The organism is Kitasatospora sp. NPDC057542 (genome assembly GCF_042801945.1).
In the GTDB taxonomy this organism is placed as follows: domain Bacteria; phylum Actinomycetota; class Actinomycetes; order Streptomycetales; family Streptomycetaceae; genus Kitasatospora.
Genome location: NZ_JBHVFE010000027.1, coordinates 1 through 12,972 on the forward strand (window position 1 = coordinate 1; position 12,972 = coordinate 12,972).

Consider the following 12,972-nt stretch of genomic DNA (forward strand, 5'->3'; position numbering starts at 1 on the left):
CCGGTCGGCACCGTACGCCGACCGGGCCCTCGCCCCTACATCACGTCAGCTCCCGCAAGGTCAGAGCTGCCCGCCGACGAGGGCGGTCAGGTTGACGAGGCGGTTCGAGTAGCCCCACTCGTTGTCGTACCAGCCGAGCACCTTGACCTGGTTGCCCTGGACCATGGTGAGGCTGGAGTCGAAGATGCAGGAGGCCGGGTCGTTGACGATGTCCGAGGAGACGATCGGGTCCTCGGTGTAGGCCAGGATGCCCTTGAGCGGGCCCTCCTGGGCGGCCTTCTGGAAGGCCGCGTTGACCTCGTCCTTGGTGACCTCGCGCTCCAGGGTGACGACCAGGTCCGTGATGGAACCGGTCGGGACCGGGACGCGCAGCGAGGTGCCGTCCAGCTTGCCCTTCAGCTCCGGCAGGACCAGGGCGGTCGCCTTGGCGGCACCGGTCGAGGTCGGGATGATGTTCTGCGACGCGGCACGGGCGCGGCGCAGGTCCTTGTGCGGGAAGTCCAGGGTCACCTGGTCGTTGGTGAACGCGTGGACGGTGGTCATCAGACCCTTGACGATGCCGAAGCTCTCGTGCAGCACCTTGGCCATCGGCGCCACGCAGTTGGTGGTGCAGGAGGCGTTGGAGATGATGTCGTGCTTGGCGGCGTCGTACGTGTCGTCGTTGACGCCCAGCACGATGGTGACGTCCTCGTCACTGGCGGGCGCCGAGATGATGACCTTCTTCGCGCCGGCGGCGAGGTGCTTCTTCGCGGCCTCGGCCTTGGTGAAGATGCCGGTGGACTCGACGACGATGTCGGCGCCCAGGGCGGCCCACGGGAGGTTCGCGGGGTCACGCTCGGCGGTCACCTTGAAGGTGTGGCCGTCGACGGTGATGCTGTCCTCGGTGTGCGAGACCTCGCCCGGGAAGGTACCCAGGGTGGTGTCGTACTTGAGCAGGTGAGCCAGGGTCTTCGTGTCGGTGAGGTCGTTGACACCGACGATCTCGATGTCCGCGCCCTGAGCCTTGACCGCGCGGAAAAAGTTGCGGCCGATGCGGCCGAAGCCGTTGATGCCTACCCGGATCGTCACGAACCGATCTCCTCGTTAGGTACGCCGGGACAGAGCCCCGACGGGGGTGAGATTTGGGAAGTCCCCGACCGCCTATGACCCTACCCCTCCCGGGCCTGCGACGGCACATCGCGCCGCCTGCCGAGACTGGGCGTGGCGCGGCCGAAACCCGATTTCAGGCCGTCCGGCCTTGGTCCGCCGGGCAGTTGGTCCCGGGCCAGTGGTCTCTACCAATTCGGGAGCGTCGGCGGGTCCGGAGGACCGTTCGGGAGACCGCCGGGAAACGCCGACGGCCGGTGCCCGGAAATCCGGACACCGGCCGCGTTTCGGTCACGGACCGTGAACGTCAGTTCAGCACCATCTCGTCGGTGATGCTGGCCTCGGTGCTCGGCAGGCCGAGCTCGGAGGCGCGCTTGTCGGCCATCGCCAGCAGGCGGCGGATCCGGCCGGCCACCGCGTCCTTGGTCAGCGGCGGGTCGGCGAGCGCGCCCAGCTCCTCCAGCGAGGCCTGCTTGTGCTGCATCCGCAGCTGGCCCGCCGCGGCCAGGTGCTCGGGCACCTCGTCGCCGAGGATCTCCAGCGCGCGGGCCACCCGGGCGCCGGCCGCCACCGCGGCACGGGCCGAGCGGCGCAGGTTGGCGTCGTCGAAGTTGGCCAGCCGGTTGGCGGTGGCGCGCACCTCGCGCCGCATCCGGCGCTCCTCCCAGGCGAGCACCGACTCGTGCGCGCCGAGCCGGGTCAGCAGGGCGCCGATCGCGTCGCCGTCGCGGATCACCACCCGGTCCACGCCGCGCACCTCGCGGGCCTTGGCCGGGATGCCGAGCCGGCGGGCGGCGCCGACCAGCGCGAGCGCGGCCTCGGAGCCGGGGCAGGTGATCTCCAGCGAGGAGGAGCGGCCCGGCTCGGTGAGCGAGCCGTGCGCCAGGAAGGCCCCGCGCCAGGCCGCCTCGGCGTCGCAGGTGGCACCGGAGACGACCGCCGGGGGCAGGCCCCGGATCGGGCGGCCGCGGCCGTCGACGAGCCCGGTCTGGCGCGCGAGCAGTTCGCCGTCCTTGACCACCCGGACCACGAAGCGGCTGCCGCGGCGCAGCCCGCCGGGGGCCATCACCACGAGGTCCGAGGAGTGCCCGAAGATCTCCAGCAGGTCCTTGCGCAGCCGCCGTGCCGCCGCCCCGGTGTCCAGCTCCGCCTCGATCACGATGCGGCCGCTCACGATGTGCAGCCCGCCCGCGAACCGCAGGATCGCCGACACCTCCGCCTTGCGACAGCAGGCCCGGGTGACCGGGAGCCGGCTGATCTCGTCCTTCACCGCTGGAGTCATCGCCATGGCCCGATCCTTCCATGTGTCCGGAAAATCCGGTCGTACGCTGCCGCCAACAGCTCGGGGTCGTGTCGCGGCGTCCCGTCGGTGCGGGCCACCGAGCCGAGCACCAGAGCGGCCCCCATCCGTTCGGCGGCCTTCTCCAGGCCGTCCAGGTCGGCCTGGCCGAAGGCCCCGCCGGTCACGGCGCGCTCGTCCACCAGGATCGCATCCACCGCGAGGTCCGGAGCGTGGTCGGCGATGACCTCCAGGTGACGCTGCGGGGTGAAGCCCTCGGTCTCCCCGGGCTGCGGGGCCAGGTTCAGGGTGAGCAGACGGCGGGCGCGGGTCTCGGTGAGCGCCGCGGCCAGCTCGGGCACCAGCAGGTGCGGCAGCACGCTGGTGAACCAGGAGCCGGGGCCGAGCACCACCCAGTCCGCCTCCCGGACGGCGGTGACCGCCTCCGGGACGGCGGGCGGCCCGTCCGGCAGCAGCCGGATCGACTGGACGGTGCCCGGGGTCACCGCGACGTCGGCCTGGCCGCGGACCGCGGTGACCTCGCCGGGGCGCTCCGGGTCGTGGCCACGGACGGTCGCCTCGATGTCCAGCGGCACGGCCGACATCGGCAGCACCCGGCCCTGCACGTTGAGCAGCCGGCCGACCCAGTCCAGCGCCGCCACCGGGTCGCCCAGCTTCTCCCAGAGCGCGACGATCAGCAGGTTGCCGACCGCGTGGCCGCCGAGCTCGCCGTTGCCGGTGAAGCGCTGCTGGATCACCTCGGACCAGGTGCGGCCCCAGTCGTCGTCCCCGCACAGCGCGGCCAGCGCCTTGCGCAGGTCGCCCGGGGGCAGCACCCCCAGCTCCTCGCGCAGCCGCCCGCTGGAGCCGCCGTCGTCGGCGACGGTGACCACCGCGGTGAGGTCGCTGGTGAGCCGGCGCAGCGCGGACAGCGAGGCGGACAGGCCCTGCCCGCCGCCGAGCGCGGTGATCCTGGGGGCCGGCTTGGCGCGGGAGGGACTGCTGCGCGGGCGGCCCGGCGCCGTGGGCCGGGCCGGGCTGCCCGCCCGGTCACCGGTCCTGCTCTGCGGCTGCCGCCCGGGCACATATCCCGCCACAATCACCTCGCGTTCCTCGGCCCGCCAACCGCTCCGCCGGCGGGCCCGGCAGGAAGGCGGCGGTTACTCCCGTCCCATGTCACGGTGGACGAGCACCGTCTCGACTCCGTCGGCGATGAGACGCTTGGTCAGACGCTCGGACATGGCGACGCTGCGGTGCTTGCCACCGGTGCAGCCTACGGCAAGCGTCATGTAGCGCTTCCCCTCGCGGCGGTATCCCTCGGTGATGATGCGCAGCAGCTGGGCGTAGCCGTCCAGGAACTCGTTGGCTCCGGGCTGCTGGAAGACGTAGTCGGCGACGTCCGCGTCGGTGCCGGTGCGGGCCCGCAGTTCGGGCACCCAGTGCGGGTTGGGCAGGAAGCGACAGTCCACCACGAGGTCGGCGTCGACCGGCAGGCCGTACTTGAAGCCGAAGGACATCACGGTCGCACGCAGCTCGGGCTCGTCGTGGTCGGCGAACTGGGCGTCGAGCTTGGCGCGCAGCTGGTGCACGTTGAGGTTGGAGGTGTCGATCACCAGGTCGGCCTCGCCGCGCAGGTCGCGCAGCAGGTCGCGCTCCCGGGCGATGCCGTCCACGATCCGGCCGTCGGCCTGCAGCGGGTGCGGGCGGCGGACGCTCTCGAAGCGGCGCACCAGCGCCTCGTCGGAGGAGTCCAGGAAGACGACCCGGAGCCGGACGCCGCGCTTCTCCAGCTCGTCCAGCGAGGTGAGCAGGTCGTCGAAGAACTGCCGGCCGCGGACGTCGACGACCACGCCGATCCGGGCGACGTTGCCCTGGGAGCGGGCGCCCAGGTCGACCATGGTCGGGATCAGGGCCGGCGGCAGGTTGTCCACCACGAACCAGCCGAGGTCCTCCAGGCACTTGGCCGCGGTGGAGCGGCCGGCTCCGGACATACCGGAGATGATCACCAGCTCCGGCGCGTTCTCGCCCACGTCTGACACGGTCACTTCGGTTCCCCGCTCTCGGTCTTTCTGAAGGGGAGAACGCGCACGGCTCGGCCGCCCTTTCCCGGCCCGGGCAGGCGGGCGGGGCCGGGGCACACCGGCTGACGGGCGGCGTCGGCCGTCATGGCGTCTCCTGGGATGGTGCGGTCTGGGGTGCTGCTGCCACCGGCTCGGCGGCCTGCTCGGCCCCGTCCTCGATGATCTCGCCGGTCGCGGTGTTGACCGCGGGTGCGGCGGGTGTACGGGACGACAACGCCTCCGCAACAGTCTGCGCGGTGCGGCGTCCGATGCCGGGTACCTCGCAGAGCTCGTCCACGGTGGCGGCCCGGAGCTTCTTCAGCGAGCCGAAGTGCTTGAGCAGCGCCCGGCGGCGAGTCTCGCCGAGGCCCGGGACGGAGTCCAGTTCCCCGGCGGTGAGTCGCTTGGAACGCTTGTTGCGCTGATAGCTGATCGCGAAGCGGTGCGCCTCGTCGCGGACCCGCTGGAGCAGGTAGAGGCCCTCGCTGGAGCGGGGCAGCACCACCGGGTCGTCCTCGCCGGGCAGCCAGACCTCCTCCAGGCGCTTGGCCAGGCCGCACAGCGCGACGTCGTCGATGCCGAGCTCATCCAGGGCACGCCTGGCGGCGGCGACCTGCGGCCGGCCGCCGTCGACGACCAGCAGCTGGGGCGGGTAGGCGAAGCGCTTGGGGCGGCCGTCCTCGTCCCGGGCGCCGCCGGTGGCGGTGTCGGGGTCGTCCTCCTCGGGGACGGCCCACTCGCCGGTCTGCTCGCGCTCCTGGAGGTAGCGGCGGAAGCGCCGGCTGATCACCTCGTGCATCGAGCGGACGTCGTCCTGGCCCTCGAAGCCCCTGATCTGGAAGCGCCGGTACTCGCTCTTGCGGGCCAGTCCGTCCTCGAAGACGACCATGGAGGCGACCACGTCCTCGCCCTGGAGGTGGGAGATGTCGTAGCACTCGATGCGCAGTGGGACGGAGTCCAGCTCCAGCGCGTCGGCGATCTCCTGGAGGGCGCGGCTGCGGGTGGTGAGGTCGGAGGCGCGCTTCGTCTTGTGCAGTGCGAGCGCCTGCTGGGCGTTGCGCTGCACGGTGGCCATCAGGTCCTTCTTGTCGCCGCGCTGGGGGATGCGCAGGTCGACCTGGCTGCCGCGCAGGCCGCTCAGCCACGCGCGGACCGGCTCCACCTGGTCGGGCAGGGCGGGGACGAGCACCTCGCGCGGGACGGACTCGCCGCCGCCGTAGAGCTGCTGGAGGGCGTGCTCGACCAGGCCTGCGGTGTCGACGTCCTCGACCTTGTCGGTGACCCAGCCGCGCTGGCCGCGCACCCGGCCGCCACGGACGTGGAAGATCTGCACGGCGGCTTCGAGCTCGTCCTCGGCGACGGCCAGCAGGTCGGCGTCGGTCGCGTCGGCGAGCACGATGGCGTTCTTCTCCATCGCGCGCTTGAGGGCGCCGATGTCGTCCCGCAGCCGGGCCGCCTTCTCGTACTCCAGCTCGGCGGCTGCCTCCTGCATCTGGTCTTCCAGCCGGCGCAGGTAGTTGCCGGTGCGCCCGGCCATGAAGTCGCAGAAGTCCTCGGCCAGCGCGCGGTGTTCGTCCGCCGAGACCTTGCCGACGCAGGGCGCGGCGCACTTGCCGATGTAGCCGAGCAGGCAGGGCCGGCCGACCTGGCGGGCGCGCTTGAAGACGCCGTTGGAGCAGGTGCGGACGGGGAAGACGCGCAGCAGCAGGTCGACCGTCTCGCGGATCGCCCAGGCGTGCCCGTACGGACCGAAGTAGCGCACGCCCTTCTTGTGCGCCCCGCGCATCACCTGGACCCGCGGGTACTCCTCGTTGAGGGTGACGGCGAGTTCCGGATAGCTCTTGTCGTCGCGGTACTTGACGTTGAACCGCGGGTCGAACTCCTTGATCCAGGAGTACTCCAGCTGGAGCGCCTCGACCTCGGTGCCGACCACGGTCCACTCCACCGAGGCGGCGGTGGTGACCATGGTCGCGGTGCGCGGGTGCAGGCCGGCCAGGTCCTGGAAGTAGGACGACAGGCGCGGCCGCAGGCTCTTGGCCTTGCCGACGTAGATGACCCGGCCGTGGGCGTCACGGAACTTGTAGACGCCGGGGGAAGTCGGGATCGCACCGGGCGCGGGGCGGTAGGTGCTCGGGTCAGCCATGAGTCCACCGTACCGAGTGGGGCCGGGGCCGCGGGGCGGAGATCGTCAGGGGGGACCGTGGCGGTCGCGAGGCGCTCAACTGGGTCAGCTCGGGGTCACCTTGAGGTTGCCGCCCTCGACCGTGACGGTGTAGGAGGGCAGCGGGGAGGAGGCCGGTCCGTCCTGCACGGCGCCGTCGGTGATGGCGAACCGGCTGCCGTGGCAGGGGCACTGGATCTGGTCGTTCTTCACCTGGTCCACGACGCAGCCGGCGTGGGTGCACTTGGCGCTGAACGCCTTGTACTGGCCGGCGGTGGGCTGGGTCACCACGATCTTCTGCTCGCGGAAGACCTTGCCGCCGCCCTCCGGCACGGCCGAGGCCGGGCCGAGGTCGACCGGGCCCTTGGGGGCGCTGCCGCCGGAGGAGGAGCTGCATCCGGTGACCGCCACGGTGCCGCCGGCCGCCAGGACGGCCGCGGCCCCGCAGAGCAGGGTGCGGCGGGAGGCGGTGGGGTTGGTCTCGGGGGCCTCGGACATCGGTGTGCTCCTACGGTTGCTGCTGCGAGGGACCACGGAAGTCTATGCCGCACCCACCGGCCGCTCCCTGACTACCCGGACAACGGGAGCGGCGGGAGCGGCCGGTGGGTGGACGGGACTACTTCTTCGCTGCGACCGCGCGCTTGCGCGGCGCCTTCTTCGCCGGGGCGGCGACCGGGGCGTCCGCGAAGTCGGCCGGCAGGATGTCCCGCAGGAACTTGCCGGTGTGGCTCTCCGGGACGGCGGCGATCTGCTCCGGGGTGCCCTCGGCGACCACCGTGCCGCCGCCGGAGCCGCCCTCGGGGCCCATGTCGACGACCCAGTCGGCGGTCTTGATCACATCGAGGTTGTGCTCGATGACGATCACCGTGTTGCCCTTGTCCACCAGCCCGCTGAGCACCTTGATCAGCTTGCTGATGTCCTCGAAGTGCAGGCCGGTGGTGGGCTCGTCCAGCACGTAGACCGTCCGCCCGGTGGAGCGCTTCTGGAGCTCCGAGGCGAGCTTGACGCGCTGCGCCTCACCGCCGGAGAGCGTCGGCGCGGACTGGCCGAGCCGGACGTAGCCGAGGCCGACGTCGTTGAGCGTCCGCAGGTGCCGGGCGATCGCCGGGACGGCTTCGAAGAAGCCCAGCGCCTCCTCGATCGGCATGTCCAGCACCTCGGCGATGGACTTGCCCTTGTAGTGCACCTCCAGCGTCTCCCGGTTGTACCGGGCGCCGTGGCAGACCTCGCACGGCACGTAGACGTCCGGCAGGAAGTTCATCTCGATCTTGATGGTGCCGTCGCCGGTGCAGTTCTCGCAGCGGCCGCCCTTGACGTTGAAGGAGAACCGGCCGGGCAGGTAGCCGCGGACCTTGGCCTCCTGCGTCTCCGCGAAGAGCCGGCGGACGTGGTCGAACACCCCGGTGTAGGTGGCCGGGTTGGACCGCGGGGTGCGGCCGATCGGCGACTGGTCGACGTGCACCACCTTGTCCACCAGGTCGGTGCCGGTGATCCGGGTGTGCCGGCCGGGCACGCTGCGGGCGCCGTTCAGCTCCCGGGCGAGGTGGGTGTAGAGGATGTCGTTGACCAGCGTCGACTTGCCGGAGCCGGAGACACCGGTGATCGCGGTGAGGGTACCGAGCGGGAAGCCGACGGTGACGTCCTTGAGGTTGTGCTCGCGGGCGCCGTGCACCGTCAACTGGCGCTTCCTGTCCCGGTCTCGGCGGGCCGCCGGGATCGGGATGGACCGCTTGCCGGAGAGGTACTGGCCGGTCAGCGACTCCTTGTTGCCGAGCAGCTGCTTCAGCGAGCCGGAGTGCACCACCTTGCCGCCGTGCTCGCCGGCGCCCGGGCCGATGTCGACCACCCAGTCCGCGGTCTTGATGGTGTCCTCGTCGTGCTCGACCACGATCAGGGTGTTGCCGATGTCGCGCAGCCGCACCAGCGTCTCGATCAGCCGGTGGTTGTCCCGCTGGTGCAGGCCGATGGACGGCTCGTCCAGCACGTACAGCACGCCGACCAGGCCGGAGCCGATCTGGGTGGCCAGCCGGATGCGCTGGGCCTCGCCGCCGGACAGGGTGCCGGCCGCGCGGTCGAGCGAGAGGTAGTCCAGGCCGACGTCGACCAGGAAGCGCAGCCGCTCGTTGACCTCCTTCAGGACCCGCTCGGCGATCTGCTTGTCCCGGGCGCTCAGCTTCATCGCGCCCAGGAACTCGGAGCAGTCGCTGATCGACATCGAGGAGACCTCGGCGATCGACCTGCCCTCGACGGTGACCGCGAGCACCACCGGCTTGAGCCGGGTGCCCTGGCAGGTCGGGCAGGGCACCTCGCGCATGTAGCCCTCGAAGCGCTCGCGGCTGCTGTCGCTCTCCGCCTCGGTGTGCCGGCGCTGGATGAACGGGATCGCGCCCTCGAAGCCGGTGCTGTACGAACGCTCCCGGCCGAAGCGGTTGCGGTAGCGGACCTGCACCTGGTGCTTGTGCCCGTACAGCAGCGCCTTCTTGGCGCGGGCGGGCAGCCCGGCCCAGGGGATGTCGGTGCGGAAGCCGAGCTCCTCGGCCAGCGCGTCGATCAGGCGCTGGAAGTACTCCTTGGCGTGCCCGGCCGACCACGGGTGGATCGCGCCCTCGTCCAGCGAGCGCTCGACGTCCGGCACGACCAGCTCCGCGTCGACCTCCATCCGGTTGCCCAGGCCCGAGCAGTCCGGGCAGGCGCCGAACGGCGAGTTGAAGGAGAACGAGCGCGGCTCCAGCTCCTCGAACGACACGTCGTCGTACGGGCAGTAGAGGTGCTCGGAGTACATCCGCTCGCGCTCCGGGTCGTCCTCGGGGAGGTCGACGAAGTCGAGCACGACCATGCCGCCGGACAGCCGCAGGGCCGTCTCCACCGAGTCGGTGAGCCGCCGCTTGGCGCTGTCCTTGACGGTCAGGCGGTCGATCACCACCTCGATGGTGTGCTTCTCCTGCTTCTTGAGCTTCGGCGGCTCGGCGAGCTGGATCGTCTCACCGTCGACGCGGGCGCGGGAGTAGCCCTTGGACTGGAGGTCGGCGAAGAGGTCGACGAACTCGCCCTTGCGCTCGCGCACCACCGGGCTCAGCACCTGGAAGCGGGTGCCCTCGGTGAGCTCCAGCACCTTGTCCACGATCGCCTGCGGCGACTGCTTGGCGATCGGGCGGCCGCAGTGCGGACAGTGCGGCTTGCCGATCCGGGCGAACAGCAGGCGCAGGTAGTCGTAGACCTCGGTGATGGTGCCGACGGTCGAACGGGGGTTGCGGTTGGTGGACTTCTGGTCGATCGAGACGGCCGGGGAGAGGCCTTCGATGAAGTCCACGTCGGGCTTGTCCATCTGCCCGAGGAACTGACGGGCGTAGGAGGACAGCGACTCGACGTAGCGGCGCTGGCCCTCGGCGAAGATCGTGTCGAAGGCGAGCGAGGACTTGCCGGAGCCGGAGAGGCCCGTGAAGACGATGAGGGAGTCGCGGGGCAGGTCGAGCGAGACGTTCTTGAGGTTGTGCTCGCGAGCACCGCGGACGATGAGGCGGTCGGCCACTGCTTCTGGCGCCTTTCTCCGGGGCGAGAGGGCTTGCGGTGAGTTTCGGTACTTCTTCCAGGATGCGGCAGCCAGCCTATAGCTCAGGCGTTCGAATATCGACTCTGTCCAGTGGAGGCCACCCGAACGAGTGAAGGCCACCCCCGGACCGTCCGTACCCGCACCGTGCGCCCGCCGTGTCCGCGCCGGAAAACCCCCTGCTCAGGGCCCGGATTCGGGGGTAGCGTCGCCTGGTCAACGAGCGAAGCCCCCTTGGGCAACGCGCCGTCTCGTCACAGAAGGCAGATTCGATGACCGACCCGCAGTCCGCCGCCGCCTCCGCCGCCCGGCACCTGGCCCAGGTCGAGGAGAGCACCCGGCACCTGCTGCACACCGCGGCCGAACTGAAGCCCGAGGCCCTCGCCGAGCCCTCCGCGCTGCCCGGCTGGACCCGCGGCCACGTGCTGGCCCACCTCGCCCGCAACGCCGACTCCCTGGTCAACCTGCTGACCGGCGCCCGCACCGGCACCGACGTCCCGCAGTACGCCAGCGACGAGGCCCGCGACCAGGGCATCGAGCGCGACGCGCCCCGCCCGCTGGAGGTCCAGCTCGCCGACCTGCGCGACTCCCACGAGCGCTTCCTGGCCGCCGCCGCGCTGATGGCCGACGAGGCCTGGGCCGTCCAGGTCAGGCACCGCTTCGGCTACCTCTTCCCGGCCTCCGACATCCCGGCCAAGCGCCTGGTGGAGCTGGAGTACCACCACGTCGACCTGGACGCCGGGTACACCCCCGCGCACTGGCCGGAGTCCTTCGCCGCCGCCCAGTTCCGCAAGCTCGCCGCCGGCCTGGCCGAGAAGGCCGGCCTGCCCGCCGTCGAACTGGTCGCCGAGGACACCGAGGACCGCGCCGTGATCGGCACCGGCGAGCCGGCCCTGACTGTCGAGGGCCCCGTCCGCGCCCTCACCGCCTGGCTCTCCGGCCGGTCCGCCGGGGACGGCCTGCGCCGCACCCCCGACACCGCCCTCCCCCAGCTTCCCCCGATGGGCTGACGGCGCGAGGATGATCCCAGGAGCCACTGGAGAGGGAGCGAACGGATGACGTACCACGGAGCGGTCAAGGTCGGCGGACCGCCGGACGTGCGGGAGCTGGCCCATCTGATCATCACCAAGGTGGCCGTCGGCCCGTACGACAACAACGCCTACCTGCTGCGCTGCCGGGCCACCGACGAGCAGCTGCTGATCGACGCGGCCGCCGACGCGCCGGTGCTGCTGGAGACCGTCGGGGACGACCTCGAAACGGTGGTCACCACCCACCGGCACCACGACCACTGGGGCGCACTGGCCGAGGTGGTCGCCACCACCGGCGCCCGGACGGCCGCCGGCGAGCACGACGCCGAGGGCATCGACGTCCCCACCGAGCTGCTGCTCGCGGACGGCGACCGGCTGCGGGTCGGCGACGTGGAGCTGACCGTCCGGCACCTGGTCGGCCACACCCCGGGCGCGATCGTGCTGGTCTACGACGACCCGCAGGGCCACCCGCACGTCTTCACCGGCGACTGCCTCTTCCCCGGCGGCGTGGGCAACACCTGGGGCGACCCGGAGGCCTTCCGCACGCTCTACCGGGACGTCACCGAGAAGGTCTTCGACGTCCTGCCGGACGAGGCCTGGGTCTACCCCGGCCACGGCAACGACACCACCCTCGGCGCCGAGCGCCCGCACCTGGAGGAATGGCGCGAACGCGGCTGGTAGTCCGCCCCCCGCCGAACGGCCGGGGCCCCCGCGACCGGAAGCGGTCACGGGGGCCTCGGCAGTACCGGGTCAGGCGTCAGGCGTCGAGCTTCTCGCGCTCGGCCTGCTCGGCCTTCTTCGACGCCCGCAGGCTGGTGAACGTGGTGACGGCCAGCACCACCACGATGAAGCCCAGCGAGAACGGGATGCCGATCTCCGGGGCCCACGTCGCGCCCGCCTCGTGCGCGGCGTGCAGCACCAGCTTCACGCCGATGAAGCCGAGGATCACCGACAGGCCGTACGACAGGTGGACCAGCTTCTTCAGCAGGCCGCCGATCAGGAAGTACAGCTGGCGCAGACCCATCAGGGCGAAGGCGTTGGCGGTGAAGACGATGTACGGGTCCTGGGTGAGGCCGAAGATGGCCGGGATCGAGTCCAGCGCGAACAGCACGTCCGTAGTGCCGATCGCCAGCATGACGATCAGCATCGGGGTGATCAGCCGGCGGCCGTTCTCCCGGACCAGGAGCTTGGTGCCGCGGTAGCCGTCAGTGGACGGGAAGCGCCGGGTGATCGACTTGAGCAGGCGGTTCTCCTCGAACTCCTCGTCCTCCTCCTCGGCCCGCGCCTCCTTGACCAGCTTCCAGGCCGTCCAGATCAGGAAGCCGCCGAAGATGAAGAACACCCAGGAGAACTCGGAGACCAGCGCGGCGCCGCCGGCGATGAACACCGCCCGGAGCACCAGCGCGATGATCACACCGAACATCAGCACGCGCTGCTGGTAGATCTTCGGGACGGCGAACTTGCCCATGATCAGGATGAACACGAAGAGGTTGTCGACACTGAGCGACTTCTCGGTGATGTAACCCGCGAAGAACTCACCCGCCGGCTCGGCGCCGGAATGCCACCAGAGGAAACCGCCGAAGATCAGCGCCAGCACGACCCAGACGACCGTCCAGATCCCGGCCTCCTTGATCGAGACCTCGTGCGGCTTGCGTCCACCGATGAAGAAGTCGGCCACGATCAGGGCGATCAGCACACCGATCGTGGTGACCCACATGGTTACGGAAACGTCCACTACTGCTCCTCCGGCAGCTAGGCGAGACAGTCATCGTCACTGCCGGAGGTCTCTTCCGCCCGCCGGGCAAAGCCAC

Annotated in this window: 10 protein-coding genes; 2 read left to right on the forward strand and 8 right to left on the reverse strand. The window is 71.2% G+C overall.

Translation table 11 applies throughout. The annotated features are described in order from the left end of the window. Positions 1-60: 60 nt before the first annotated feature. The 7 genes from gap to uvrA all read right to left on the reverse strand — a co-directional run bounded on the left by gap (position 61) and on the right by uvrA (position 10,115). Positions 61-1,068, reverse strand: a complete 1,008-nt coding sequence (gap, locus tag ACFU7Y_RS05935; protein WP_224275312.1) for a type I glyceraldehyde-3-phosphate dehydrogenase — start codon at positions 1,066-1,068, stop codon at positions 61-63. 325 nt (positions 1,069-1,393) lie between these two features. Next, on the reverse strand, positions 1,394-2,374 hold the full coding sequence (gene whiA, locus ACFU7Y_RS05940) for a DNA-binding protein WhiA (protein WP_224275316.1): 981 nt from the start codon (positions 2,372-2,374) through the stop codon (positions 1,394-1,396). Then, complete coding sequence (gene yvcK, locus ACFU7Y_RS05945; protein ID WP_374119903.1) at positions 2,365-3,462, reverse strand: uridine diphosphate-N-acetylglucosamine-binding protein YvcK; 1,098 nt, start codon at positions 3,460-3,462, stop codon at positions 2,365-2,367. The genes whiA and yvcK overlap by 10 nt, the downstream gene beginning before the upstream one ends. Before the next feature lie 63 nt (positions 3,463-3,525). Continuing rightward, positions 3,526-4,404, reverse strand: coding sequence for an RNase adapter RapZ (rapZ, locus tag ACFU7Y_RS05950; protein ID WP_224275363.1), 879 nt, complete (start codon positions 4,402-4,404; stop codon positions 3,526-3,528). Between the two features lie 124 nt (positions 4,405-4,528). After that, positions 4,529-6,568 carry an excinuclease ABC subunit UvrC gene (uvrC, locus tag ACFU7Y_RS05955; protein ID WP_380766592.1) on the reverse strand — a complete coding sequence of 680 codons (2,040 nt, stop codon included), beginning with the start codon at positions 6,566-6,568 and terminating at the stop codon, positions 4,529-4,531. 84 nt (positions 6,569-6,652) lie between these two features. Next, entirely contained in the window at positions 6,653-7,084 is a 432-nt protein-coding gene (locus tag ACFU7Y_RS05960) for a Rieske (2Fe-2S) protein (protein ID WP_224275321.1), read from the reverse strand. 118 nt (positions 7,085-7,202) lie between these two features. After that, positions 7,203-10,115, reverse strand: coding sequence for an excinuclease ABC subunit UvrA (uvrA, locus tag ACFU7Y_RS05965; protein WP_224275323.1), 2,913 nt, complete (start codon positions 10,113-10,115; stop codon positions 7,203-7,205). 290 nt (positions 10,116-10,405) lie between these two features. Between uvrA and ACFU7Y_RS05970 the strand changes: the two genes are divergently transcribed. Next, complete coding sequence (locus tag ACFU7Y_RS05970; protein WP_380766593.1) at positions 10,406-11,143, forward strand: maleylpyruvate isomerase family mycothiol-dependent enzyme; 738 nt, start codon at positions 10,406-10,408, stop codon at positions 11,141-11,143. Between the two features lie 45 nt (positions 11,144-11,188). After that, the gene (locus ACFU7Y_RS05975) at positions 11,189-11,842 is read left to right on the forward strand and encodes an MBL fold metallo-hydrolase (protein WP_224275327.1); all 654 of its coding nucleotides are present in this window, start codon (positions 11,189-11,191) and stop codon (positions 11,840-11,842) included. Positions 11,843-11,918: 76 nt separating this feature from the next. Here the strand turns inward: ACFU7Y_RS05975 and ACFU7Y_RS05980 are convergent, their stop codons facing one another. Then, positions 11,919-12,896 carry a TerC family protein gene (locus ACFU7Y_RS05980; protein WP_224275329.1) on the reverse strand — a complete coding sequence of 326 codons (978 nt, stop codon included), beginning with the start codon at positions 12,894-12,896 and terminating at the stop codon, positions 11,919-11,921. Positions 12,897-12,972 lie beyond the last annotated feature (76 nt).

What these genes read in the sequence shown, in the direction of transcription:
- uvrC (WP_380766592.1), bottom strand. Translation starts at nt 6,568, where the DNA reads ATGGCTGACCCGAGCACCTACCGCCCCGCGCCCGGTGCGATCCCGACT.
- ACFU7Y_RS05970 (WP_380766593.1), top strand. Translation starts at nt 10,406, where the DNA reads ATGACCGACCCGCAGTCCGCCGCCGCCTCCGCCGCCCGGCACCTGGCC.
- ACFU7Y_RS05975 (WP_224275327.1), top strand. Translation starts at nt 11,189, where the DNA reads ATGACGTACCACGGAGCGGTCAAGGTCGGCGGACCGCCGGACGTGCGG.
- whiA (WP_224275316.1), bottom strand. Translation starts at nt 2,374, where the DNA reads ATGGCGATGACTCCAGCGGTGAAGGACGAGATCAGCCGGCTCCCGGTC.
- ACFU7Y_RS05960 (WP_224275321.1), bottom strand. Translation starts at nt 7,084, where the DNA reads ATGTCCGAGGCCCCCGAGACCAACCCCACCGCCTCCCGCCGCACCCTG.